We start from the raw sequence: 24,947 nt of genomic DNA, 5'->3' as shown, positions 1-24,947 counted from the left end.
AAGGGCCTGTTCAACGGCGGGCTGTGGCGGGTGAAGTCGCGGGCGCAGTCGAAATCCAAGATCATCACCATGCGGCTGTCGCCTGATGAAGACTTCGGCCACAGGGTGACAAAGGTCTCGGTCCGCGGCGACTGTTTTGGCGGCGCCATCGAGACCATCCCGTGGGAGCAGCGCAAGCCCTATGACGAGTTCGACTACGGCTATGTGCTCACGGTGCACAAATCGCAGGGCTCGCAATGGGACGACGTGGTTTTGTTCGATGAGAGTTTTGCCTTCCAGGACAGCCGCGCGCGATGGCTCTACACCGGCATCACGCGCGCGGCGAAACGGCTCAGCGTGGTGGTGTGAGGCGAACGGCGCGAACGAGCCGATTGCTTGGTCGCTCCCGCCCCCGGCTCGATATCGGAAAACCCCTGGTCGACCAGCTTCAGCGCAATCGTACCGCTGCAGGATCGGCGCAAATGGGCTAACGCCTTGGATATGCGGTATTTTATTCACGAACTCGTGTCCGTAAGGTGGTAACAATGTCAGTCCCGCTGCGTATCTTGGAACAGCGGACGGGACGGCGCCGACCAGCCATTGCTGCCGTCTGGCCGATAAATCCAAGGACCCGAAAAGGAAGCCCCATGTCCCCCAGCCATCTCAGACGCGTTTCGATCTGCGCTGCCGCACTCGGCGCGCTCGCGGTCGCCGCATTTTTTGCTGCGCCCTCGCGGGCGGAAGACGCCGTGGCGATCCCCGCGCCGGCCCTGGACGCCGCCCCCTCCGAGGGCATTCAGACCGTGGTCGTGGCGGGCGGCTGCTTCTGGGGCGTGCAGGGCGTGTTCCAGCATACCGCGGGTGTCGTCAGCGCGGTGTCCGGCTATGCCGGCGGCAGCAAGGCCACCGCGTCGTATCCCATCGTCTCGACCGGGACGACCGGTCACGCCGAATCGGTCGAAATCAAATACGACCCGAAGAAAATCAGCTACGGCAAGCTTTTGCAGATCTTCTTCTCGGTGGCGCACGATCCGACCGAGTTGAACCGCCAGGGTCCGGACACGGGCACGCAATATCGCTCGGCGATCTTTGCGACCAATGACGAACAGAAAAAGGTCGCGGATGCCTATATTGGCCAGCTCAATGCCGCCAAGGTCTACAAAAGGCCTGTCGTCACCAAGGTCGGGGCGCTGGAGGGGTTTTATCCGGCCGAGGCCTATCATCAGGACTACCTGACGCTGCACCCGACCCAGCCCTATATCGCCTACAACGATATTCCGAAGGTCGAGAACCTGAAAAAGTTGTTTGCCGACGATTATATCGAGAAGCCGACGCTGGTGAGCAGCGCAAAGGTCACGAACTGAAAGCGCAGCGGTCAAGGAGACCCCAAGGAGACGCCAAGGAGACCTCATGTCCGACACCAAGACTTTTCCCGGCAAGATCGAAAAGAGCGAGGCCGAATGGCGCAGGGAATTGACACCGATGCAATATGCGGTGCTGCGCGAGAAGGCGACCGAGCGGCCGTTCTCCGGCGAATACGAGCACGAGAAGCGGCCGGGCACTTATGCCTGCGCCGGTTGCGGCGCGACACTGTTTGAGTCCGACGCCAAGTTCGATTCCGGCTGCGGCTGGCCGAGCTTTACCAGGCCCGCGGCGGAAGGCCATGTCGAAGAGGAGCGCGACCTGAGCCACGGCATGGTCCGCACCGAAGTGCTTTGTTCGAAGTGCAGCGGCCACCTCGGCCACGTCTTCGAGGACGGCCCCGGTCCAACCGGACTTCGCTACTGCATCAACTCGGCCGCGCTCAAACTGCAGCCGAAATAGCTATTTCAGGTTCCTTCTCTGGAACCAAAGGCATGATTATGCTTTGCTTGAAGGGCGTGCCGGCGCATCGATTGGCCGGGCGGCTTGAAGGGGGGAAGCGCCATGTCGCTTGGAACCATACTCATCATCCTCGTGATCATCTATCTCTTGGGCGGCTTCAGTGGCCGCTTCGGAGGCTATGGCTACGGCATGGGCCACTCCGGAATGGGCATCGGCGGCGTCATCCTGGTCGTGCTCATCATCCTGCTACTGCTGGGCAAACTGTGATCCAAACAAGCCCTTGAAAAATAACGGTTTATTGCGGGCCGCGGATCCGGGCGCCGGGATTCATCATCAGCCCCGGCAGGAGTCGCATTTCTGTCAAACAAGCTTATATTAGGGGCTGTCCTGAAATGACGTGTACCGGCGCGCCCCGCTTTGGTTGCGCCCGTGCGATCCGTCCGCGATTTCAAGTTCGCGTTCTCACTAAAAAGATCAGAGGTCCCTGACCATGGCTTCCTTTAGCTTTAACACTGCCGCTGAATTATTCCCTGCCGCGATCCGCAAGAAGAAGCGGGCGGGTTTTGCCTATCGGCGGTTTGGCACCGCGGCCGAAGCTGTTCGCTTCGCGATCGAGGAATTGCCAGCGGATTCGCTGAACGGCGCCTATCTGCAGGTCGATGAAGCCCGCTTCGATCAAAGCGGCATCCGCACGCTTTATGAGAGCCAGGATTTTCCGTTGCCGCGCCGGCCGCCCGCGCCCGCGGCCGCCCCTGCCAGCGACAAGGCTGACGCCGCCGACGCGGCGTAACCGCACCCGATCCCGGCGTTTTGTTGATCTGCCGTCTGCTTAATGTCCTGCGAGCTCGGGGCAGACTGTCCGGCACTTGTACCGGGCTAAAGCGACTGCCTCTCGATCCAGCGCCGCAGCAGCCGCACGTTGCGCATGTTGGCGCGGAACAATACGTCGAATGCGTCGCCGGCGATCGGCACGGTACCGACCACGCCCTGGATCGCGACATTGCCCAGCATGCGCGCCGTGACATGCCAGGGCGCGCCGAGCGAGCGCGCCTCGCGCACCAGCCAAAGCGACAGCGCGGTGGTGATGATATCGCCGACCACCGGGATCAGGTTGATGAGGCCGTCGATGCCGTAGCGGATGTTGGTGCCGGGCAGGATGAAGGCGATGTCCAGAAGTTTCGCCAGCGCATCGAGCCGCGCCAGCCGCTGCTCCCTTGTGAGATTGCCGAACGGATTGGCGCTGGAATGGCCGAAATCGAACCGGACACCCTGAAATCGCGGGTCCAACGATGCCCCCAAGGACTCCCTGGGGATTTCGCGGCCTTCCTGATCGATGATCGGGCCGCGCGCCTCCGCACCGCCAAACGCGGCGCGCGAGGTTGTCCCGGGGCTGGCTCTCCCGGAACGGGCGGCATCGAGGGAAAGAATTTTCTCGTTCGACATCGTCATCACATGGTAACGCGCAAGGCGGCCGCAAGTTGCGTCACGCCGTCGCGGCGGCGTGAACCGCTTTCGGCCTCGTACCCGAAATTCTCACGCCTGCGCCGGCTCTCCGATCGCCTCATGTGACAGAAAGGACGAGACCGTCGTGGGAACAAACCCCACCAGGCCATAAAGCACGAACTGGATCGCGCCGCTGTCCGGTCCGCGCGAGCCATAGACCAATGCCGTGGCGATGAAGGCGATCGCGCCGACCATCAAAACCCGCAAACCCCAGCCGATGCGCTTGACGTGGAACAGAATGTCGTCCACCGCCGCGATCATCAGGGCCGGCAGGATGCCAAACAGATAGCTGTACTGCAGCGTCCTGAAGAACACCCCGAGCAGCTTCTCGACATCGGAAGCGTTGGGCTGATTCCAGTAGCCGGACATATAGGTGGTCGCCAGCAGCAGCAGAAACCCGCCGAGCAGCGGCCCGAGAACCGCAAAAATCAGATACCGCTTCATGTCTAACCCCTCGCCTTTTTGCCAAGCATAGCAGGTTCAGGCACCCCGGAGATACTGGACCCGCTACCGTTTGATGCCGATGTTTGGCGCGTGGCAGAAAAGGCCGAGATCTGCTGCGAGGATCTTCCAGACGGCTGGCGCTTCGGAGATAGCCCGCCGAAGCACCCGCGAATTGATCATGGGCGGCGGATTTTGGCCTGAATTCGATTTCAAGAAAAGACCACGCCGCGTAGCAGGGGAAGGATCCGACATGACCGAACAGACCACTCGCTCCGCCCTGACGCGTCGCGCCGCGGTCGCGGGACTGTTGGCGGCGCCGTCGCTGGCGTTGCCGGATGCTGCGGTCCGCGCCGGCGACAGTGTCGCCATACCTGACGGCCGTGCCGCCACCCCTGGGAGCGTCGCCGCGCCTCGCCTGGCCTTCTCCTGCATTGCGACCCCGCAAGCCGTCGCGGGTCCGTATTATTTCGATCCGAAATTAAGTCGCCTCGACGTTACCGAAGGCCATCCCGGCGTCCCCTTGCGGATCCGCCTGGTCGTGATCGACACCGCTTCGTGCCAGCCACTTAGGGGCGCACGCATCGATATCTGGCATGCCCGCGCCGACGGATTCTATTCCGGCTACCGCGGCCAGGGCGACAACCACAAGATCGACACCACCGGCGGCACCTTTATGCGCGGCACCCAGGAAACCGACGCCCAGGGCGAGGCGCGCTTTCATACCGTCTATCCCGGCTGGTACATCGGACGGACCCCGCACATTCACTTCAAGGTCTTCACCGACCAGCGGAACGTGCTGACCGCGCAGATGTATTTTCCCGATGCGCTGAGCCAGTACCTCTTCGGCAACGTCGACGCCTACCGGCGCAAGCGGCCGCGCGACACCTTCAACGTCAACGACAGCCTGGCGCTGATGGACAACAGCCATGGCGGTTTCTGCGACATCAGGGAACAAGCCGACCACTACCTGGCAACCCTGATCCTTGGCGTCGATCGCAGCGCAACGGCCTGGGCCGATGATGCGTGGCCGCCGCCTGGCATGACCTCGGAATCGATGGCGCGGCATGCCGGTGCCGTGGCGATCGTGCCGGGTGTGCCACGATCCCTGCAGAAGGAGTTCGACTAGAGGAAGCTTGCCGCGAAGGCGTTTCGCGTCAACGCCGCTTGCTACTCGCCCCACACCGCGAACGCGTCGTTGAAGGCACGCTCGCCGGGGGCGCCCTTTTCGATGGCGATGATGGCGCGGCGCTGGTTGGCATAGACCAGCGGCAGGTCGAACCAGGAGCGCTCCTTGAGAAGCTGAATGTTGCGCGCGCGGTCGGCATCGACGTTCGACAGCCCGATCAGGAAGAAGCCGTCGGTGACCTTGACGGCGAGCCCAGCCAGTGGCGTGCCGCGCGCCTGCTCGTTGGACTTCATCAGAATGCCCGGCACGTTCGCGATGCCGCCGCCGGCGAAATCCGGCGGCAGCACAAAGGTAAGTTCCGCGGTGTGGCTGGCCGGCAGCGAAGTGTCGGTGTTGCGGCGGAACAAAATCGACATCTTGAACTTGCGGTCGGGAATGTCGATGTCGGCACGAACCGCGACGTCGGCGCTCTGGCCGGCTGAGGCTTTGATCTGCTCGGTACGCCAGATCACCGAACCGACATATTGCTTGCCTGCGGGATCGGCGGGATCCTCGTCATACAGCACGACGCGTTGCGCCACCGGGGCAACCTGCTCGGACGACCCTTGCTGGCCGACGCGATCGGGAATCTTCGGCTTCGAGAGCGGCGAAGCATCCCTTGGCGCTTCCACCGCCGGAGCCTGGGGCTTGAGCAGGCCGCCGACGGCCGACACCAACGCCTTGCCCCATACGAACGCCACGCCGACCAGGATCAGTACGATGCCGATGGCGATCGCGCTCTTGAAAGGAAAGGCCGTGGCTGACCGGGCGCGTTTCTTTGGCTCGCGGCCCGCGGCAGGGCGGGGACGTGGCGCTTGCGGCGGCGGCGCATAGCGCTCGGCTTCCGCGATGGATTCGTCATAGGAATAAGGCGCGTCGGGATCAGCGGCCGGGTTCTCCGGGCCTGGTTCGAGCCGGTCGAAGTCTTTCGCGCGGCGCGGTTGGCTTGCGCCGCGGCGCGGCCGAGATCGTCGGCGTCGGCGGCGATGTCGCGGAAGCCGCGCATGCCCGGCGCCTGCGGTACGCTGTTGTCGGGGCCGCGGCGCGGCGCGCCGGTTCGTTCGCGGGTCGGCGGCAGCTGCGGGTCCTGCATCGGGACTTGCGGCGGTTGCGGCCGCGGCGCCTCGGCACGAAGATTGCGCTGCGGGCGGTCTTCCTGCCCGACCGGCGGACGCTCGTTGTGAGGCGGCGGCGCGGGAGGGCGCGGGCGCGGTTGTGGCGGCGCAGACTGCGATGGGGACGCCTGCGATGTGGACGGCGGCGGCGCGGCAGGCTGAGACGCGGAAGACGGCGTTGCGGAAGACGGTGTCGACGCCTCGGGCCTGACACTGCCACGCGTGGTGGCGCGGAACGCATCGCCGGCGCGAGCGCCGCCGGCGCGCGAGGCATCGCGGGCGCGCTGGGCGGCTTCGGACTCGACCTTGCGCACGGCCTCCTCCAAAGACAGCCGCTCGCGGGTGATTTCCGACTCGCTCAAGGCCGGCTGCACGCTGCGCAGCTGCGCGATCAGCGCGGAGCGGGCCCGTTCATAAAGCGCGCGCCTGCTCTCGCCGGGAGCACTGGGATCCAGTCCAGCAATGGCGCGCGCGATCAGCGGATAGTAGTCAGCCATCTCTACTCAACAATACAGGCTTTCCGGTAACATCTCGTTAAGCCTCGAACGGGTTCAGGACCAGGATAGTATCCTCGCGTTCCGGGCTGGTGGAAAGCAAGGCGATTGGGCAACCCACCAGTTCTTCGACCCGGCGGACATATTTGATGGCCTGCGCCGGCAGATCCGCCCAGGAACGGGCGTTGGCGGTCGGTTCCTTCCAGCCTTCGATGGTCTCGTAGATCGGCGTCACCCGGGCCTGGGCGCCCTCGCCGGCCGGAAGATGGTCGATTTCCCTGCCATCCAGCTGGTAGCCGACGCAGACTTTGATGACGTCAAAACCGTCAAGAATATCGAGTTTTGTCAAAGCGAGGCCGTGGATGCCGCAGGTCCGCACCGTCTGCCGCACCAGCACGGCGTCGAACCAGCCACAGCGCCGTGGCCGGCCGGTGTTGGTGCCGAATTCGCGGCCGCGCTCACCGATCTTGCGGCCGATCTCGTTGTCCTGCTCGGTCGGAAACGGGCCCTGTCCGACCCGGGTCGTATAGGCCTTGCAGATGCCCAGGACATAGCCGACCGTGCTGGGTCCCATGCCGGAGCCGGTCGCGGCTTGCGCCGCCACGGTGTTGGACGAGGTGACATAGGGATAGGTGCCGTGGTCGACGTCGAGCAGCGCGCCCTGCGCCCCCTCGAACAGAATGCGCTTGCCCTCGCGGCGTTTGACGTCGAGCAGCCGCCATACGGTTTCGGCGTAAGGCAGAAGCTGCGGCGCCAGCCGGGTCAGCTCCCGCAAAATTCCAGCGCCGTCGATTTCGGCCAGACTGAGCCCGCGGCGCAGCGCGTTGTGATGCGCCAGCAGGCGGTCGATCTTGTACGGCAGCGTATCGAGATCGGCGAGGTCCATCAGCCGGATCGCGCGGCGGCCGACCTTGTCTTCATAGGCCGGCCCGATGCCGCGCCGCGTGGTGCCGATCGCGGTGAGCGCGTTGGAGGATTCGCGGATCGCGTCGAGATCGCGATGCAGGGGCAGGATCAGCGTGACGTTTTCGGCGACGCGCAGATTTTCCGGGCTGATGGCAACGCCCTGCGCTTTCAGCTTGGTCACCTCATCGAGGAAGGCCTGCGGATCGAACACCACGCCGTTGCCGATCACCGCAAGCTTCGAGGGCCGCAATACCCCCGATGGCAGCAGCGCCAGCTTGTAGGTCTCGCCGTTGATGACAAGGGTGTGCCCGGCATTGTGGCCGCCCTGGAAGCGCACGACGATGTCGGCCTGCTCCGACAACCAGTCGACAATCTTGCCCTTCCCCTCGTCGCCCCACTGGGCGCCGACGACCACAACATTGGCCATTCGCGGGTATTCCCTCTGCCAAAATCCCGGTACGAGCACGATCGGTTCGGAAAACCGGGGCCCCACCCCGGCTCACCTCCGGGGGCATGCTTTCCCGGATCATCCGCCCAACCCAAATGACGGCCGTGGCCGCTCGCATGCGAGGCATCCCATCGGATAAAGGAAGCGGGCTAACGACGCAAGCAGGAACGGCCGCCCAAAAGGGCTCGAAGCGGGGTTCAACTCATTGATATCCCCTGAAAATTTTCATCCCTCGGCGGCGGCGGCCCGGGCATCGTCCTTAAATGCGGCTGCCGGCCACTTAGATCACAGTGCGCTTCGGCGATACGATACTGATCGACAAAGCCGCAAAAGACAGAGCCAGCGGCATGAGCACGGCGGCGCCTGCGATCAGTCCGGCCGACGGCGATCGCCAGCCATGCTGCAGATAGCCCGCTATCGAAGGCCCGACAGCCACGATGATGTAACAGCAGGAATAAAACACGCCAAATCCAATCGCGCGCTGACTTGTTTCATCTTCGGCCCGGCTGTCTGCCTCCCGTCAATTCGAACGTTTGCCGGCAACCCAATTATCGCTGAGGACATTGGACAATTCCGACAGCTCTTCTTCGGAGATCTCGTTTATCGTCAGCCGCAGCTCCATGATGGCCAGATCGATCAGGTGGCCGGCAAAGCGGGCTCCCCTGGCGACAACGATGTCGCGTTGTTCGGTCAATACCGGAATGACATCACGCAGGTAACGGATCGCAAGCTCATCCATACCGATGCCCCTTGGATGTTCGCGGCGAAGTCGCGACCAGCCAGCGCCGCGTGGTTACGGTTTCCGCGAACAATTCGATGGCTTTGGTCGTCAACATGTGCACCGCATGCGCATCGGTGTTGTGCCGGCCACGGCTCACCGAGGCATCGCTCAGGAACGTAACATTATGGCCTCGATGCGACGCATCGATCGCGGTTGCCAGACAGGCCTCTTCCGCGGCCAGTCCGGCGATTGCGAAATTTCCAATTCGCGAAACGACATCATCGAACAGCGGATTGGCATAGCAGGAAGGTTGCGTTCGCTCGAACACCATATCGGACCGCTTCGGCTCGAACCCCTTGATCCACGAAGAATGCGCGGCTCTTTCAATCGGACCCGGATTACCCGACGGCCTCGTAAATGCAATCGGCAGACCCAGGTTTCGGGCGTGCCGCAAGGCCAAGTTGCAATTCTCCATTGAGCGTGCGAGGTCAAACGCGTGCTCCTCTGCCAATTCGTTGCGGTTTTTCTCTTGCATGTCGACCATGACAAGCAATCGGCTGTGAGATGCGCTGACATAGGCGCGCAGATCGATGACGGAACTCATCGGGACCACCCGCAACCTGCCGACAGAGACGCGCCTCGGCTTGCGGACAATTCGAGAACGCCCGGGGTGTCCCAATGACCCTCCGGGCGAATAATGACGTATGGGTCGGCGTCGAGGGTGATGGTTTGCGGGTGCCTCTCGGTTTCCAGCTTGACCTCCGTGTAGTCGAAGTCGGAAAACGCGAAGTCTCGAGCGCCCGTCATACGCGCAAAGCCGTGCGCTTCCCAAAACTTGACAAATCGCTTCTGGGAATGCGCGTACAGAACGCGATAGCCCTTCTTCCGGCAGAGCTCGATCGCTGCCTCCACAATCTGGCCCGCCAGGCCGGCGTTTCGCTTTTCGTGGCGGACGGCAAGCCGCTCAAGCTTGGCAAACTCCGCGAAATACCGAATACGCAAGCAACCAGCAGGCTCCTCGCCTTTATGGCAAATCAAGTGGGTCGCGGAAAAATCGTTGCCATCGAACTCCTCTTCGAACGGGCATTGTTGCTCGCCCATATAGACCGCGCCGCGGATGGCAATCACCCGCGCCATTTCGTCCATCGATCGAACAACGCGCACGGAAACGGAATCCCGTGGAAAAACTTTCACCGCCGGCATGTCTTCCGAGCGGTCCAGCATCAGCAGATGGGGCGCGAATGCTCCGTCGTAGCAGGCTTCCGGAGTAAATCCGAGCGTCTGCAGAACGCGGCGGCCGTCCTTAGTGACCGACCGCGCATAGAGGTTGACGCCCTGATAAAGCGGCGTCGAGAATTTCTGGAACACCAGCGGAATCGCGGCGGCGATCGCGCCTTTGGCATGGATGGCCCAGACATATATTCCCGCCGGCCGCTCCGATTGCCGGGTGATGCAGGAAAGGTCGGGACGTCGCGTATCGAGGCTGCCGTCGACGAGCCGGCGCGTGCCTTCATGGGTCAACGGCAGAACTGCAAGAAACCCTTCACCCCTGGGCGCGGTGATATCGAACTGATCTCTCCTCGCGATCGCCCAGAATACGTCCGGGTTGCGGTTTGCCGCCGCTTGAACGATCTCGTTGGAGGTCAGGACAGGGATGTCTCGGCGCGCAGCATCCACCAACGAGGCGATGCCGGCCGCATCGACGTTGAAGATCACCGTGCGTTTGGCCAACTGCAACATCGTCATTTGACTGAGCGAGCGAGGTCCCGGGGAACCGGCTTTCTTCCCCGCCTTGTTTACTAAATCCAGGTCGAGAGCGGTCATTGATCGATCTCTAGGTTGTGCATCCATCTGATTTCTGCCAACAATAGAATGACTGGAACGGGGGCTGTTTGTATGCACTCACCTGAGCGCAGGGGTGCGCACCATCGTGCACACCCTAGTGGACGTATAACAAACTGGGACAGTGTCCGGATATTCTTGGAAGTTGCGAGAATAGGCAGCTTTCGGGCCGCGGCTGACGAACTCAATACGTCTGCGAATTTCCTGCGTAATCGGATCTTGGCGTTGGAAAGTGCCTACAACACCACGTTGATGACACGCCACGTCGACGGAGTTCGGCTGACGCTCGAAGGGACCAAGGTTCTCGAGGCCGCTCAACGGATGGAAGAAGCGTCCTTCGATCTGGACCGCGCGCTCAGTCGAACGACGCCGGCATTGAGCGGTGAGGTCCGGTTTGCCATCACCGAAGGGCTCGGCACCTTTTGGGTCGCGCCGCGTTTGATCGAATTTCAACGGGTCTATCCGGGCCTGCTGGTAGACCTGAAATGTGAAATGCGCTCAGCTGATGTGTTGCGTCTGGAAGCCGACGTCGCCGTGCAGCTGGAGGAGCCTGACAAACCGGACCTGAAAAGAGTCAAGATCGGTCGGCTCCACATCATGCCCTTCGTCAGCCCATGCTACGTCGAAATCTATGGAATGCCAAAGGACGCCGACGACATCCGTCAAAATCATCGAATCGTCATTCACGATGCCGACCAGACACGGGCGCAACAGTTGTACGATCAGTACGCCGGCCGCGAGCAACTTGGCTTTGTCGCCATGCGCAACAACGTCAGCAGCGCCAATGTCTGGGCGATCTCCAAAGGTGCGGGCATCGGCTGGCTGCCGACTTATATTCCCGCGGTCGCCGGTCCGCTCATCCCGCTCGACATCGACATCAGATTTCAGCTCGATATCTGGCTGACTTATCATCCCGATGCGAAGCGGATCCCGCGGGTCAGGCAACTGATCGAGTGGACGATCCAGGCCTTTGACGGCCGCAAGTTTCCCTGGTTTCGCGACGAGTTCGTCCATCCCGACGATCTGCAGAAGACATACAAGGGCGAACCGCTGGTAAATCTATTCGCCGGCTTTATCAAAGAGTCACGATCGAAAATTGGCTGAAGGTTTCAAATTCCACGGGCAAAGCGAAGCAATGAGCAACGCGGCAGACGGAGACATCGACCAGCTTGTGAAGGCAAAATGGCTTGCGTTGGGGCTTTCGCAAACTGACATTTTCGAGGTTCTCAATGCTGGGCACGGCAAACCGCAGAAGGACGGCAACCGGCCGAAAGGAATTGATGCCGACCGGATGTTGCAAATCGCGGAGGCGTTCGACATCCCCTGCGATTTCTTTCCAAGCCACATCGCCGGAGTGGCGCAGCAACAACCCGCAGTTGCATCGGCCAGGGATTTTAGCTCGCGGCAAGCCCTGCTCGAACTGCGCCTGTTGCGGGCTTTCCACCAGCTGAGGGACGATCAGACCAAACTGATGCTGATGCATCTCGCGGAACAAATCGTCAGGCGCCAGGCCGAACCCGATCCGGAGCCGGGCGACGCCGGATAGGCCTCGGCTGGACGCGAGCCACCTCGGGGCTCGATGCCTTGGCGTCGAGCAACCGCGGAGTGACAAGACCGCACCGGGACCGGCGCGGCAGCGTGGCCGGTCAGGCTGCGAGCGAGGTTCGTTCGATGGACTTCAGCCGGACCGGCTTGCCGCCGGGCGGATGCCGCGGCGAATGGTCCAGGCTGGACAGCGCCTCGAGGATCTCGTCGATGGAAACCGCACTTTTTGCACCCGGTATGGCGCGCAAGGACGGGCACGATGTCACCGCTGCGGCGTCGGATGCCCAGGATGCCAAAATCGCCTTCTTCTCGGCCCGCGACAAGGTGATATCGGCCAGCACTTCCCGGGGATGATCGAATACCGAGCCGGGATGTAAAATGGCGTTCAGATCAACCACATTTTCATCATGGAAACGGTCTGTATCGGTCATGACGTCCTCCTCGACTCCTTTCGTTTCGGGACGGCCATCAAATTAGAAAAGTGCACAACGACTTCAAGACCGCCCTGCAAAAATTTTTACGATCCGATCGCTCCGATGCGCAAACCCGAGCCTGTCAAAAAAAACCCGGCCCCCTCTTGAAACCGAATTGGCTTGCGCTAATTTTTGGTCTGCCGCGACAAGCGGTCCGGGCGCCCTCGGGGCCCGGCAGAGACGGTCGCCGGCGGTGTCCGACGCCTGCTCGTACCCATCTTGCTCAATGGAGGATTTGGCTATGAGAACTTACGATTTTGCCCCGCTGTGGCGGTCGACGATCGGTTTCGACCGCTTCTTTGATCTGGTCGATGCCGCCCAGCATGCCGGCAGCGACGACAACTACCCGCCCTGCAATGTCGAGCGGCTTGGCGAGGACCGGTATCAGATATCGCTGGCGCTGGCGGGCTTTGCGCCCGACGAGATCGCCATCACCGCCGAGCAGAACGTGCTGACGGTCGAAGGCCGCAAGGCCGACAAGGCCCAGCGCGAGTTCCTGTATCAGGGCATCTCGTCGCGGCCGTTCAAGCGTCAGTTCAATCTCGCCGATTATGTCCAGGTCAGGGGCGCAGCGTTTGACAACGGGCTGTTGCAGATCGAACTGATCCGCGAAATCCCTGAAGCGATGAAGCCGCGCCGCATCGCGATCAACGGCGCGCCGGCATCCAAGGTCCAGCAGATCGAGACCCGGGCGGCGTGACCGACAGAGCCGATTGAACGCCAAGCCTCGCGGCGGACCGCCGCCGCGGGGTCATCTAGCGACCGTTCTGCCCGCACACCATTTCGCGGTCAACCTGCCACAGCGATATGCGCTGCTCGGGCGGCAGATACATCCCATCGCCGGGCTTGACGTCGAAGGCGCTGTCGAAAGCAGTCTGGTTACGCAAGCTGCCGTTGGCGCGAAATTGTCCCGGCGCGTGCGGATCCACCTTGAGACGTTCGATGCGGGCTGCATCGCGAACCTTGTCGCGCCAGATTTGCGCGAAGCTGATGAACAGCCGCTGCGTGCCGGTATAGCCATCGATGACCGGCGCGGGGCAGCCGTCGAGGGAAAGCCGATAGGCCCGCTCCGCGATTGCAAGGCCGGCATTGTCGGCGACGTTCTCCCCGAGCGTCAGCGCGCCATTGACGTGATAACCGGGCAGCGGGCTGAAGGCTGAGTATTGCGCGACAAGACTGCGGGTCTTGGCGTCGAAGCGGCTGCGATCTTCCTCCGTCCACCAGTTGCGCAGATTGCCGTCGGCGTCGAAGCGGCTGCCCTGATCGTCGAAAGCGTGGCTGATCTCATGACCGATTACCGTGCCGACGGCGCCGTAATTGGCGGCATCGTCCGCCCCGGCATCAAAGAACGGCGGCTGCAGGATGGCCGCGGGAAACACGATCTGGTTGCGGCTCGCGCTATAGAATGCATTGACGATCTGCGGCGAGGTGAACCATTCCGCGCGGTCGACTTCATGGCCGAGCTTGGCCAGCCAGAAATCGTAGTTGAACCGTCGCGCCCGCACGACATTGCCGACCAGATCGTCGCGGCGGATGGCAAGCCCGCCATAGTCGCGCCATCTCGCGGGATAACCGACCATCGGACGAATTGCCGTCAGCTTGCCGTCGGCCTGGCGGCGGGTCTCGGGGCCCATCCAGTCCAGCGTCGCAATGCTCTCGCGATAGGCGGCCATCAGATTGGCGATCAGTGCGTCGGCGCGAGCCTTGCTGGCCGGCGGAAAGTAGCGTTCGACATACAGCCGGCCGAGGGCAAAGCCGATCAGGCGGTCGGCGGCGGCAACGGCGCGCTTCCAGCGCGGCTGGATTTCCGGCACGCCGCGCAGGGTGTGCTGTTCGAAGGCAAAATCCTCGGCGGCAAAGGGCGCCGAAAGATAGGGCGCATAGGCGCTGAGCAGGTTGTACACCAGATAGGTCCGCCACGTCGCCAGCGGGACCTCGCGGAGAATGGTGCCGACGCGCTCGAAATAGCTCGGCTGCGCCACGATCACGCTGCGAATGTCCGCGCCGACGCCGGCGGCGGCCAGGTAGGATCGCCAGTCGTCTCTCTCCGTCAGCGCCGGCAGATCGGCGATATCACGCTTGTTGTAGGTCTTGAGCGGATCGCGGTTCTCAACCCGCGTCCACTGCAACCGCGCCAGCGCGGTCTCAAGCGCAACGATCGCCTCGGCATCCGTCTCCGCTGCGGGCTCGCCGGCGAGCGAGAGCAATGTGACGATGTGCTGGCGGTAGGCGGTGCGGATCGCCTGAAAATGCGCATCGTCCTTCAGATAGTAATCGCGGTCCGGGAGCCCGAGCTGGCTTTGCCCCAGATGCGCGACATAATGCGTCGCGTCGCGCTCGTCCGGCCCGATATCCAACCCCCAGGGTATGCGCACCCAAAGCCGGGACAAATGCGCGAACAAGACAGGCAGATCCGCCTTGTCGCGCAGGCCGCGGATCCGCCCCAGTTCGTCGCCCAGGCCGTCGAGGCCCGCGGCCTCGACGCGCGCCTCGTCCATGAACGAGCCATAGAAATCGGCGAGCTTGCGCGGCTCGCCGCCTTCCGGGCTGTGCGGATCGATGCCCTCGATCACGTCGCGCAACTGCTGCTGGGTGGTCTCGCGCAGCGCGGAGAAAGTATCCCAGGCGGCACGATCGGCCGGTATCGGCGCCGTCGCCTGCCATTTGCCATTGGCGTACGCCCAAAAATCGTCCTGAGGCCGCACCGTCAGATCGATTGCCGACAGGTCAATGCCGGAACGAGACGCCGCCAACACCGCTGCAGGAAAGGCCGCGGCGAACGCCAAAGCGAGAATGACTTTTCGCAACATCGGGGCAGGATAGACCAAGCCTCTGATGGTTTCCAATGGCTGAGGAGGTTGCAACGCACGCCCTGCGATGGCGCCCGCGCGCATGGTCGCGATGCGTCCTGCGCCATTGATACCTGACCGAATTCCGTGTCTGTGCATCAGGCCGGGCAAGATTACCGGCCCGGGAGCTGACGCCGGGCCGGCCGCGGCGTCATGGAACGAGGGGCCGAGAGCCGCCACCAATGTCTGCTTCCGATCAAACCTCTGACGGCGCCGCTCCCGGCATCTGGCTCGCCAACCAGCCCTATCTCTTGCTCTCGTTCACCGCGCTGTGCTGGGCCGGCAACGCCATCGTCGGCCGCATGGCCGCCGGACATATTCCACCGGTGACGCTGTCTTTCCTGCGCTGGGCGTTGGCATTTCTGATTATTCTTCCCTTTGCCTGGAAGCATCTCAGGCGCGACTGGGGCGCAATCCGCCGCCACCTCGGCACCATGATCGTGCTGTCGGTCACCGGAATCGGCACCTTCAACACCATGCAATACTGGGCGCTTGAACATACCCAGGCGCTCAACACGCTGTTGCTGCAGTCGGCCGGACCGCTGTTCGTCGCAGCATGGTCGCTGATCCTGCTCGGCGTCCGGCTGACGCTGGCGCAGGCCGCCGGGATCGCGCTGTCGCTGATCGGCGTGCTGGTGATCCTGCTGCACGGTGACCTCACCGCGCTCACTGGCATCGCCTTCAACAAGGGCGACCTCATCTTCACCGTGGCGCTCCTGATCTTCGGGCTGTATTCGGTGCTGTCCCTGAAGCGCCCGCCAATTCACGGCCTGTCCTTCGTCGGCTTCACCTTCGGCTGCGGCGCCGCCTGCCTGATACCGCTGTGGATCTGGGAACTGTTGGCGCGCCCGCGGATCCAGCTGGATAGCACCAACCTGCTATTTCTGTTTTACGTCGCGGTGTTTCCCTCAACGCTGGCCTATCTGTGCTACAATCGCGGCGTGCAGCTGATCGGCGCCAACCGCGCCGCGCCGTTCTTCCACGTGGTGCCGGTGTTCGGCGCCGCGATGGCGTTCGTCTTTCTCGGCGAGCGCCCGCAAGCCTTTCACGTGATAGGCTTTGCGCTGGTGCTGACCGGCGTTTTCGTGGCCTCACGAAAGCCGGCCAAGGCGGGCTAGGCTTTGAGCGCATTGCAGCATCCTGAATGATTGGCTTCGCGCATCAGGCTGCCCTATGATACGCCATCATCGCATCCGGGACCTCCCTCCATGCAGCAGCCATTCGACCGCGCCGCCGAGGATCTCGGCAACTCGATCCATCTCGAACACGTCAATGTCCAGGTGCCCGACCAGCGGCTGGCCACGTTGTTTTACGTCGCAGGCCTCGGGCTCACGCGCGACCCCTATCTGATGGTGTCCGACGGCAATATGTGGATCAATGTCGGCCGCAGCCAGTTTCACCTGCCAAGCGGCGAGGCGCAGGTAGTGCGGGGCCATACCGGGATCGTCATGTCAGGCCGGGAGGCGCTGCTCGACCGGCTCGCCTCTGTCGCCGACAGGCTGAACGGCACCGCGTTCGCATTCGCCGAGAATAACGAGTATGTCGAGGCGGTCTGTCCGTGGGGCAATCGGGTTCGCTGCTATGAGCCGAACGCCACCCGCTTTGGGCGCATCACGCTCGGCATCCCCTATGTCGAGTTCGACGTACCGGCAGGCACGGCACCAGGCATTTGCGGCTTCTATCGGCGAATCCTCGGGATGCCCGCGGAGCTCAATAACGGCGATGGCATCGTGGCGCGCGTCAAGGCAGGCAAGGACCAGGTTCTGCAATTTCGCGAGACCGACCGACCGCAGCCGGAATATGACGGACATCACGTGCAGATCTACATCACCAACTTCTCCGGTCCCTACCGCGAGCTGTCGGAGCGCAATCTGATCTCCAGGGAGGACAACCAGTACCAATATCGCTTTCGCGACATCATCGATCTCGCCAGCGGCCGCCATTTGTTCACCTGTGAGCACGAAGTGCGCAGCGCCACCCACCCGATGTATCTGAGGCCGCTGATCAATCGCAATCCGGCGCAGACCAACCGCACCTACGCGTCGGGCTATGACCAATGGCATTGGTCGATGCAGCCAGACGCGTACGACGGAGGATAGCGGCCGGGATCGTCAGGCCGTGCCGCGGCAAAACTGTCGAAACTAGAACACGCGCAGGGCCTCGCGGCTCCGGGCACTGGTCCTGTCAGCTCGCCAACGGATTCGGCCGCATCTGCACTTTGAACACTTTCGGAAGCACGCCCTTGCCGCCTTCGCTGTGGAAATTGGCGCGCGTGCCCGAGGTGGTCCAGAGGCCACGGCCTTTCCAGCCGGCGTTGGCGTCGTCAATTCGCCCATCGACGTTCTTGCTGAAAAAGCCCATCGGATAGGGAACATGGATGTTGACGAACTTGCCGTCGACCAGCGCCAGCAGGGACTCGCTGCCATTTGCCGATGCGATCGGCACGTTGGCCCCGAGGCCGAGCGTATTGTAGCGATCGACCCAGACATAATAAGCGTGGTCGGCGCTCCCTTTTTCGCTCACGCCCTTGAATTGCGGTCCGGGGAAGCGGTACAGCGTCCAGCCTTCGAAACATTGCTTGCCGGTCGCAGCCTCAGGCCCGGAGAGCGGCGACTTGCATTTGGATCGATCGAAACTGGCGAGATGTCCGCTGGAGAGAACCGTCCAGGCAACGCCGTTCAGATCGACATCCAGGCCCCGCGCGCCGAAGGCGCCCTCGGGCGGCTGGAAAATCTCGGAGACCGCGGTGTGGGCGGGATCGCTGCCCGGAATCAGCCGGATCAGATAGCTCGATTGCGGAATACGCGAGAAGCCCGTGCCCATCGACTGGCCCCAGATCACATCGCCTTTCGGGCTCGGCATCACGCCGTAGAACGCCGCCTTGACCCATTTATCCTTGGCCGGATCGGTGGGCTGATCGGCCGCGACATAGGCCGCGCGCGTGCCGGAGCCGGTGACATTGGCAATGATCGGGGTCCAGCCCTGCGAGGCGACCTCGTCCCCGGTCGCATCGAATTGCCTGGTGTTCAGCCAGCCGGCGACGCCGCTGTAAGGTTGTCCCGCGCTCAGCCAAAGCGTGTCGTTGGCATCGAAGGACAGATGCTGCGTGGTGAAACAGGTATTGATCAGCGTCCATTTGTCGGTCTTGGGATCGTAAACCGACAGCTGCCGCGCCGATTCGGCGAGCGGTGCCACGATCGCGGAGGCCAGCTCCGAGCCGGCCTTGCAATAGGCCGGATTGGCGGCCGGTCGAATGCGCGCGGTGAACCAGACCCGGCCCTTGCCGTCCATCATCGGATTGTGAATGCTGGTGTGACTATCCCAGATCGGCTCCTCGCCCCAAAACACCGAGGTCCCCTTGGGGTCATCCTGGGTGCTCGCAGTGGCGGGGTCCCGGTAGGGATGCTTGATCAGCCTGGTGGTGTTGTGAACGGGGTCCAGCACCGGCACGAAATCCGAACTCTCTTCCGGCGAGCCGTAGATCGGGCCATTGGCATTGACGGTGGGATTGCGCTTGTCGGTCGATATCGCGTCGTGCAGATACATCTTCGGCGTGCCCCAGTCCCAGGCACTGATCACCACATTGCGCTCGAGCCCTTGCGGACGCTCCGGCCTGGCGAACGGAAGTTCGCCCGCCGCGATCCGATCGGTCCAGTCCGCATACATGCGATAACCGCGGTCCGGCCCGAGACGCGTGATCGCGACCGCCATGCCCGCCATCGCCTGCCCGGACTGCAGGCGACGCGCCCACATATCAGCCGAGTTGGAAAAATGTCCGAGTTCCGGGCTCGGCGAACGAATGTTCTTGCTGCCAAGCGCGTGGCAGGATTGGCAGGAATTCTTCACCGTATCGATCCAGTCGGACTGCGTCTTCATGCCCGCGGGGATGCCGCCCGGACTGCTGTCCGATCCCGGAAACTCTTGCTCGCCGGGAATTTTCAGCATCGAGTACCAATACATCCCCGGGTAATACTCCGCCGCGGCCGCAGCACTCGGCGCCGGCTTCGCGGTCAGCTCGATGGTGCTTCCGGGAACAGCGTCCTGCTTGTCGGAATCGACCAGCCCATAGCCGCGCACCCAGATCTGGTATTTCGCCGCAGGCAGCTCGGGAATGACGAAGCGGCCGAGATCATCCGACACGACCATCTTGGCGAATTTGGTCGGAAGGTCGGATGTTTCCGCGATCACCCAGACGCCGGCTTCGGGTCCATTGGCTCCCTTGACCTCGCCACCGATGGCGTCGGCGCCGACGACCAGTTTCGTGTTCGACTGAGCGTTGAGCGGACCGCAACACACCATGACAACGGACAAAAAGGCGAAAGCATAGAGGCCTGCGCGCTGACAGCAATGAAAGATCACGGTGTTCGCTCCCTGGTGCAGTCGAGGCTTCGACGTCCCGCGACATTGTCGGAATGAACTTTTATAATCCTGTCATTCGGCGCCTGGAAGACGTCGGGCGCCGATCCAATGAAATAACTAGCCAATGCCCGAACGAATTGGGTCATTCGCCACGGAAGCCGGTGCGCTAGGCGCGCCCGGGCTGCCATGGGATGAGGTTGACCGCGACATGGCGCGGGCATCCGAAGCTTACGGGAGATTCCGTCCAAACTGGCGCGAAGCGCCAAACTGGGCTTGTTGCGTAAGTGTCCTGGTGGTTGTCTCTGACGCTTCATGCCCGCGCCGACGCGATGCTCCCATGAAGACATCAATGTCGGCCTGAGCCCAGGCTGCTTCGCCGAGACCGCCCAGCTTGCGCCTAACTCCGGACAAATCCCGGCCGCATTAGCTGACGGCATCCGCCCATCGCATCACTTTGACTTTGCGCCGAGGACCACTGTTCTGGCGCTTTGGTAGACAGTATCGGGCGGTCGGCACTTCATACTGACAATATTGATCCGGCGACCGACCCGCCGCGACTTCATCCATTAATAAGACAAGTTCAGCGGCCAACATCTATCGGCACCGAATTTTCGGCAGGCGGCCGACGAGATCAAGGGGGCTAACGATATCGCGCAAGGCGCACGCAAGTACATTCAGCGCTCACGACTACCCGAGAGAGCAAGAGATGTCTTTTGCAACATACAAATATTTTTCGAAGGGAACTGTAAATGACATTTTGGACCAGGTTAGCGGCCGTGTTAATGGTAACGATTGCGCTTTGCGGCTCGAGCTTTGCAGGACCGCCTCGAACCCAGAATGGCAAGCCGCCCTCTGCCATCTCGAACGAGGCAGAAATTCGAGATCGGATCAATGCCTGGACAGTGGGTCTGGCCGGTGGTCTGCTGGAGGGGGCCCCGATCCGTTTCGCCACGGAAATCGCCCGCGTCGTGAACGACGGCGGTGTAGTGCACGTCCTCCCGATCGTAACCCGTGGTCCCACGGAAAACGTCAATGATCTGCTGTATCTCAAGGGAGTTGATGCGGCCATCATCAACAGTGACGCGCTCGAAGAGTACAAGTCGCAGGTACCGCAGATTCAGCAGCGCATCACCTATGTACTCAATCTGTTTCCTTCGGAATTGCATATCTTCGTTCGGCCGGAGATTCGATCGCTCGCGGATTTGGCAGGCAAGAAGGTCAATTTCAATACCCAGGGTACGGCCGCCGCCTATTCCGGTCCCCTGATTTTCAGCCGCCTTGGCCTCGATGTCGAGAAGACCTTTGTTCCGCACCCGGTGGCACTCGAGCAAATGAAGCGCGGAGAGATTGCCGGCGTCGTATTTGTCACTTCGAAGCCGGTCGATGCGTTCGCGAAGGGAAAATGGGAAGAGGGTTATAAATTCCTGCCGGTCGAATATGGTCCGAAATTCAGCGACTACTATCTCCCCTCGTTTCTTGACTCAACAGATTATCCCAACCTTGTGGCGAAAGGCGACCGGATCGCCACGATCGCGGTTCCCACGATTCTGGCTTCGTTTAACTGGCGGCCTGACTCGCCGCGCTATCATCGAGTCGCGCGCTTTGTCGACGAGCTTTTTAGTCGGGTGGATAAATTGCAGTCACCGGGTTTCGACGCAAAATGGAAGGACGTCAATCTGACCACTCGATCCCCCGGGTTGGAGCGCTTTCGAGCCGCTCAGGAGTGGCTTGATCGCGCCAGTAACGCCAAGCAAATTGAGAAGCCCTGATGCGGGCTCTGCTGGTCGCCATCGTTGTTGCAAATTTGGGCGGCGCCGCTTGCGCTCAACCTGCGAGCCAGGACGTTCAAAGCCTGGAGGCATGCTTCCAGTCAGCTCGCGAAACCGATGCGGTTTGTTCTAACCCGGCGAACGACCCGGCTCGGCGCCTGGAATGTATCCAGCAGGCGCGCACGGCGCTGCTGCAATGCATGGAACAGGTCGGGCACGGCGCGTCTGCCGAATCAGCAGCTCCAGACATCCCCACCGGCACCGTCCCGCCAGCAACAGCTGCTGCAACGAGTGTGCCAGAAGCGCCCAATGCTCGTGCGGCCTCCGACAAGCCCGCCGCTGCTGCTCGTGCTGCTCCTGCTCCTGCTCCTGCTGCTCCTCCTCCTCCTCCTCCTCCTCCTCCTGCTGCTCCAGAAGTGCCTGTTAGAGTCGTTGAAACCCCTGTAAAGCAGGCCGACCCAGGTTGGATCGTAAGTGAAACAACATCGCCCGTGGATTACAAGCCTCTCATCACCGCGGTCCTCCGCTCGACATCAGGCGCGAACTCTCTGGCTCTTCGCTGTCTTGGAGCGCGCACCGAACTGTTGGTGCGGATCGAGGAGGCATTGCGCTCGTCGCGCAGCGGTGAAGTCCAGGTTGCCTATCAAATCAACGACCAACCCTCGGTCAGACTTGCCTGGGCTCAGTCCCCGGATGGAAAGATCGTCAGTTACAAGGAAGATGCAAGCAATCTTTTGCAGTCCTTGCCGGAAGCTGCACGGCTGAAGATAAGCATATTCGATGGCGCGGACTCCGGCCGCGATGCCTCTTTCCAGCTCAATGGATTGGATGCGGTCCGGAAAAAACTCGGAACGGTATGCAAGTGGACGCCGGCAAACAGGATTTCTTCGGGGAAACCTTGAGCGGTCGGAATAAATCTGCCGCAGCTACGTCAGTTCGTCACGGCCGGACGTAGCTCCAGCCCTTTTCCTGCAATTCCATCAAACGAACGACGCCCGATGGAACGAGGACGGCCTCAGACAGCACGGCAATCGGGTGCCCCTCCTTTTTCTCCATGTTTTCCTTGGTATTGTTGCATGCTGAAAACTGAATCTTGCTGGGAAATGCCAAATCCTTGAAACTCTTGATGCGTTCCTGTACCGGCGACGTATCAGCACGCAGCATGTTCAGCCCAGGGCCATAGGCGACGACGTCTACATGCACGTCCTGACCCTTGGCGCGATAATACTCGATCACGTTGGTGGCGTTGTTCAGCGCGAGGTTCATGACGGCCGGATCATTCTGATCAACCTGAATAAGCAGACGGTGACGCTCTGTGGAACTGTGCCGTTTCGTATTGCTTGCGCATCCCGTACTCCCTTTGGAGTCACATGCTCCGGAAAAAACCGAACCAGATTAACATTCCTGGCGTCAACCAGAATATCTTTCGCGGTCAACCAAAAACGGCCGCAGTTCTATGCAGTCATTCACTTCCGGCATCAGACAACCTTAGCGGGTCTGAACAACGCTCCGCGCCAAATCCTGATGCCTTGCCCCGATCATCGGCCACAGCGCTGCAAGCGCGTTGTGCCATCCACTAACCCCCCGTGAATTTGCTGTAGGCTTCGGCGGTCGCAATGATCACATGCTCGGCGCAGCCGTTGCGGCGATGCGGATCGCAGCGGCTTTCGTAATCCGCCGATGTCATCATGTCGATGAAGGCCGCCACACCGGGATAATATACCAGCGCCATGTAGTCCCATTGCTGGGCCTGTTGCGGGCCAAGCGCCACCGCCTTGGTGTTGCCGGTCCACAATAGGGTGCCGCCGCGCGCCTTGATCATCGGCACGGTCAGCGCACTGTAGCGCAGGTAGGCGTCCCAGCCGCTGCCGTTGCCGTCGAGCGAGCGCTCGCGGAACCGCATCAGGTTGACCATCACGACCGGCCCCTGATGCTCCAATTCCGTCAGGCCTTCGATATTCAATAAATCCACGGCCATGGCCGGCTCCTTGGGGTATAATCGAGCGACGCGCGCTGGTTCTGATCGCAAAGATTGTGCCACACCGAAATCGGGAGGAAAGAGAAATGTCGCAGTTCAAAGTCGTGACGCCGAAAGGCGCGAGTTTCACGGTCGCCGGCGGTGGCTATGCCTTTGAAAAGGAGGCGCTCGATCCGATCGGCGCCGAGATCGTCGAGGCCCCCGCCAATGAGGCGGAATTCATCGCCGCCGCCAGGACCGCCGACGCCATCTACGCCAAGGGCATGCCGATCTCGAAGGCCATCATCGACGCCCTTGAAAACTGCAAGGTCATCACGCTCGGCAGCGTCGGCGTCGACAGCGTCGACGTCAAGGCGGCCACCGCGCGCGGCATCCCCGTCACCAACATTCCCGACACCTTCATCGAGGAAGTCGCCGACCACGCCATGATGCTGTTGCTGGCAGGCTTTCGCCGCCTGGTCGCGCAGGACCGGATGGTCCGCGAGGGCCGCTGGGCCGAAGGCCGCCCGGCACTGCTCAGGATTCCGCGGCTGATGGGGCAAACGCTCGGCTTCATCTCGTTCGGCCGGGTGGCGCGCGCGGTGGCCAAGCGCGCAGGCCCGTTCGGCCTGCGGATGGTGGCGTATGATCCCTTCATATCCGAAACCCTGATATCGGATCAAGGCGTGCTTCCGGCGACGCTGTCTGAGGTGCTGTCGCAGTCCGATTTCGTCTCGATGCACGCGCCGGCGCGGCCCGAAGTTCACCACATGCTCGGCGAAACCCATTTCAAGCAGATGAAGCCAAACGCGATCTTCATCAATACCGGGCGCGGCGCGACCGTAAACGAAGAGGCGCTGATCAAGGCGCTGCAGGAAGGCTGGATCGCGCATGCGGCGCTTGACGTGCTGGAGAACGAGCCGCCGTCACACAATAATCCGATGCTGGGCATGGAAAACGTCACCCTGACAGCCCACGTCGCCTCGGCCTCGGCGCGGTTCGACGAGGCGCGCAAACGTCGCGTCGGCCATGAATTGTCACTGGTGCTCTCCGGCCTGTGGCCGGTGAGCTGTGTCAATCCTTCGGTGCTGCAAACGACCTCGCTGCGGCGCTGGCAACCCGTCAGCATGGAGCGCGGCCCGAACAGTTAGGTGCGGTCTAACCCACCGGCTGATAGCGCCGTGAAAAAAGCCAGAGCCGCGAAGGCGTACGCCAATTCCTGGTCCAGCCGCGCCTTGAGAAGGCGCGGGGTCACCCAAATTGAGAAATGCGCGGAGCTTGAGCGGCACAGGTTTTTGCCGACAAACTGCCTGTCTCATTCACGCCGACGATAACCGACATCGCCTCCAAGCGGCCCATCTGCCCCGCTTTTCCGAATTTCGAGAAGTTCCTTCTCAATTATAAAGGCTGCTCGGCGACGCTGCAATCCGATAATCCTCGGATCGCTGCGGGCTGTCGGATGAGCGATCGGGAAACGCGTCCTGACGAAAGTCAACTCGCATACGGAAAGCGAGAACGTCATGGAACTTTCAAAACAACATCAGCTGTCGCGAC

The 24,947-nt window shown here is 61.9% G+C and carries 25 protein-coding genes and 2 pseudogenes; 14 read left to right on the top strand and 13 right to left on the bottom strand.

What is annotated here, in order from left to right; genetic code table 11:
* The 5 genes from ABSG20_RS11690 to ABSG20_RS11670 form a co-directional block, all read left to right on the top strand.
* Positions 1 to 348: ATP-binding domain-containing protein (locus ABSG20_RS11690; protein WP_423864661.1), on the top strand; the 348-nt coding region annotated here is incomplete at its 5' end.
* A 278-nt stretch (positions 349 to 626) separates the two neighbouring features.
* On the top strand, positions 627 to 1,343 hold the full coding sequence (gene msrA / locus ABSG20_RS11685; RefSeq protein ID WP_423864660.1) for a peptide-methionine (S)-S-oxide reductase MsrA: 717 nt from the start codon (positions 627 to 629) through the stop codon (positions 1,341 to 1,343).
* Between the two features lie 46 nt (positions 1,344 to 1,389).
* The gene (gene msrB / locus ABSG20_RS11680) at positions 1,390 to 1,803 is read left to right on the top strand and encodes a peptide-methionine (R)-S-oxide reductase MsrB (RefSeq protein WP_423864659.1); all 414 of its coding nucleotides are present in this window, start codon (positions 1,390 to 1,392) and stop codon (positions 1,801 to 1,803) included.
* Positions 1,804 to 1,905: 102 nt separating this feature from the next.
* Entirely contained in the window at positions 1,906 to 2,070 is a 165-nt protein-coding gene (locus ABSG20_RS11675; RefSeq protein WP_423864658.1) for a DUF3309 family protein, read from the top strand.
* A gap of 223 nt (positions 2,071 to 2,293) precedes the next feature.
* Entirely contained in the window at positions 2,294 to 2,593 is a 300-nt protein-coding gene (locus tag ABSG20_RS11670; RefSeq protein ID WP_423864657.1) for a hypothetical protein, read from the top strand.
* 86 nt (positions 2,594 to 2,679) lie between these two features.
* Here ABSG20_RS11670 and ABSG20_RS11665 read toward each other — a convergent pair whose 3' ends face one another.
* A complete protein-coding gene (locus tag ABSG20_RS11665) occupies positions 2,680 to 3,252 on the bottom strand; it encodes a DUF4112 domain-containing protein (protein WP_423864656.1) in 573 nt (190 codons plus the stop codon).
* A gap of 84 nt (positions 3,253 to 3,336) precedes the next feature.
* Positions 3,337 to 3,750 carry a DUF5413 family protein gene (locus tag ABSG20_RS11660; protein WP_423864655.1) on the bottom strand — a complete coding sequence of 138 codons (414 nt, stop codon included), beginning with the start codon at positions 3,748 to 3,750 and terminating at the stop codon, positions 3,337 to 3,339.
* Between the two features lie 250 nt (positions 3,751 to 4,000).
* On the opposite strand from ABSG20_RS11660, the gene ABSG20_RS11655 reads away from it, so the two are divergent.
* Positions 4,001 to 4,876: an intradiol ring-cleavage dioxygenase gene (locus ABSG20_RS11655; RefSeq protein ID WP_423864654.1), complete on the top strand. Its 876-nt coding sequence runs from the start codon at positions 4,001 to 4,003 to the stop codon at positions 4,874 to 4,876.
* A gap of 41 nt (positions 4,877 to 4,917) precedes the next feature.
* Here the strand turns inward: ABSG20_RS11655 and ABSG20_RS11650 are convergent.
* The 6 genes and pseudogenes from ABSG20_RS11650 to ABSG20_RS11625 form a co-directional block, all read right to left on the bottom strand.
* Positions 4,918 to 6,527: pseudogene (locus ABSG20_RS11650) on the bottom strand (hypothetical protein).
* Positions 6,528 to 6,564: 37 nt separating this feature from the next.
* Positions 6,565 to 7,857 carry an adenylosuccinate synthase gene (locus ABSG20_RS11645; protein WP_423864653.1) on the bottom strand — a complete coding sequence of 431 codons (1,293 nt, stop codon included), beginning with the start codon at positions 7,855 to 7,857 and terminating at the stop codon, positions 6,565 to 6,567.
* 301 nt (positions 7,858 to 8,158) lie between these two features.
* On the bottom strand, positions 8,159 to 8,341 hold the full coding sequence (locus tag ABSG20_RS11640; RefSeq protein WP_423864652.1) for a hypothetical protein: 183 nt from the start codon (positions 8,339 to 8,341) through the stop codon (positions 8,159 to 8,161).
* A 57-nt stretch (positions 8,342 to 8,398) separates the two neighbouring features.
* Positions 8,399 to 8,617, bottom strand: a complete 219-nt coding sequence (locus ABSG20_RS11635; protein WP_423864651.1) for a hypothetical protein — start codon at positions 8,615 to 8,617, stop codon at positions 8,399 to 8,401.
* Positions 8,610 to 9,203 carry an isochorismatase family protein gene (locus ABSG20_RS11630; protein ID WP_423864650.1) on the bottom strand — a complete coding sequence of 198 codons (594 nt, stop codon included), beginning with the start codon at positions 9,201 to 9,203 and terminating at the stop codon, positions 8,610 to 8,612. The genes ABSG20_RS11635 and ABSG20_RS11630 overlap by 8 nt, the downstream gene beginning before the upstream one ends.
* Positions 9,200 to 10,423 carry a GNAT family N-acetyltransferase gene (locus ABSG20_RS11625; RefSeq protein ID WP_423864649.1) on the bottom strand — a complete coding sequence of 408 codons (1,224 nt, stop codon included), beginning with the start codon at positions 10,421 to 10,423 and terminating at the stop codon, positions 9,200 to 9,202. Before ABSG20_RS11625 ends, ABSG20_RS11630 begins: the two co-directional genes overlap by 4 nt.
* Before the next feature lie 72 nt (positions 10,424 to 10,495).
* Between ABSG20_RS11625 and ABSG20_RS11620 the strand changes: the two genes are divergently transcribed.
* Both ABSG20_RS11620 and ABSG20_RS11615 read left to right on the top strand, forming a co-directional pair.
* Positions 10,496 to 11,545, top strand: a complete 1,050-nt coding sequence (locus ABSG20_RS11620; RefSeq protein ID WP_423864648.1) for a LysR family transcriptional regulator — start codon at positions 10,496 to 10,498, stop codon at positions 11,543 to 11,545.
* A 31-nt stretch (positions 11,546 to 11,576) separates the two neighbouring features.
* Positions 11,577 to 11,987 (top strand): hypothetical protein, encoded by a 411-nt coding sequence (locus tag ABSG20_RS11615; RefSeq protein ID WP_423864647.1) that lies wholly within the window; start codon positions 11,577 to 11,579, stop codon positions 11,985 to 11,987.
* A gap of 100 nt (positions 11,988 to 12,087) precedes the next feature.
* Here ABSG20_RS11615 and ABSG20_RS11610 read toward each other — a convergent pair whose 3' ends face one another.
* Entirely contained in the window at positions 12,088 to 12,417 is a 330-nt protein-coding gene (locus tag ABSG20_RS11610) for a hypothetical protein (RefSeq protein ID WP_423864646.1), read from the bottom strand.
* Positions 12,418 to 12,700: 283 nt separating this feature from the next.
* Between ABSG20_RS11610 and hspB the strand changes: the two genes are divergently transcribed.
* Positions 12,701 to 13,159, top strand: coding sequence for a small heat shock protein HspB (gene hspB, locus ABSG20_RS11605; RefSeq protein WP_423864645.1), 459 nt, complete (start codon positions 12,701 to 12,703; stop codon positions 13,157 to 13,159).
* Between the two features lie 55 nt (positions 13,160 to 13,214).
* Here the strand turns inward: hspB and ABSG20_RS11600 are convergent, their stop codons facing one another.
* Complete coding sequence (locus ABSG20_RS11600) at positions 13,215 to 15,287, bottom strand: M13 family metallopeptidase (protein WP_423864644.1); 2,073 nt, start codon at positions 15,285 to 15,287, stop codon at positions 13,215 to 13,217.
* A gap of 203 nt (positions 15,288 to 15,490) precedes the next feature.
* Between ABSG20_RS11600 and ABSG20_RS11595 the strand changes: the two genes are divergently transcribed.
* Positions 15,491 to 16,426, top strand: a complete 936-nt coding sequence (locus ABSG20_RS11595) for a DMT family transporter (protein WP_423864643.1) — start codon at positions 15,491 to 15,493, stop codon at positions 16,424 to 16,426.
* A gap of 90 nt (positions 16,427 to 16,516) precedes the next feature.
* Positions 16,517 to 17,407, top strand: a complete 891-nt coding sequence (locus ABSG20_RS11590; RefSeq protein WP_423864642.1) for a hypothetical protein — start codon at positions 16,517 to 16,519, stop codon at positions 17,405 to 17,407.
* Positions 17,408 to 17,492: 85 nt separating this feature from the next.
* Here the strand turns inward: ABSG20_RS11590 and ABSG20_RS11585 are convergent, their stop codons facing one another.
* Positions 17,493 to 19,667: a carboxypeptidase-like regulatory domain-containing protein gene (locus ABSG20_RS11585; RefSeq protein WP_423864641.1), complete on the bottom strand. Its 2,175-nt coding sequence runs from the start codon at positions 19,665 to 19,667 to the stop codon at positions 17,493 to 17,495.
* Positions 19,668 to 20,416: 749 nt separating this feature from the next.
* Between ABSG20_RS11585 and ABSG20_RS11580 the strand changes: the two genes are divergently transcribed.
* A complete protein-coding gene (locus tag ABSG20_RS11580; protein WP_423864640.1) occupies positions 20,417 to 21,436 on the top strand; it encodes a TAXI family TRAP transporter solute-binding subunit in 1,020 nt (339 codons plus the stop codon).
* Positions 21,436 to 22,338, top strand: a complete 903-nt coding sequence (locus ABSG20_RS11575) for a hypothetical protein (protein ID WP_423864639.1) — start codon at positions 21,436 to 21,438, stop codon at positions 22,336 to 22,338. Before ABSG20_RS11580 ends, ABSG20_RS11575 begins: the two co-directional genes overlap by 1 nt.
* A 37-nt stretch (positions 22,339 to 22,375) precedes the next feature.
* Here the strand turns inward: ABSG20_RS11575 and ABSG20_RS11570 are convergent.
* Positions 22,376 to 22,744, bottom strand: a pseudogene (locus ABSG20_RS11570) (DsrE family protein); the annotation flags it as partial.
* A 268-nt stretch (positions 22,745 to 23,012) separates the two neighbouring features.
* Positions 23,013 to 23,414, bottom strand: a complete 402-nt coding sequence (locus tag ABSG20_RS11565; protein WP_423864638.1) for a DUF1330 domain-containing protein — start codon at positions 23,412 to 23,414, stop codon at positions 23,013 to 23,015.
* Positions 23,415 to 23,500: 86 nt separating this feature from the next.
* On the opposite strand from ABSG20_RS11565, the gene ABSG20_RS11560 reads away from it, so the two are divergent.
* On the top strand, positions 23,501 to 24,544 hold the full coding sequence (locus ABSG20_RS11560; RefSeq protein ID WP_423864637.1) for a C-terminal binding protein: 1,044 nt from the start codon (positions 23,501 to 23,503) through the stop codon (positions 24,542 to 24,544).
* Positions 24,545 to 24,947: the final 403 nt, after the last annotated feature.

This window comes from Bradyrhizobium sp., assembly GCF_049512235.1.
Lineage (GTDB): Bacteria > Pseudomonadota > Alphaproteobacteria > Rhizobiales > Xanthobacteraceae > Bradyrhizobium.
This window is presented reverse-complemented; position numbering and strand designations above follow the sequence as displayed.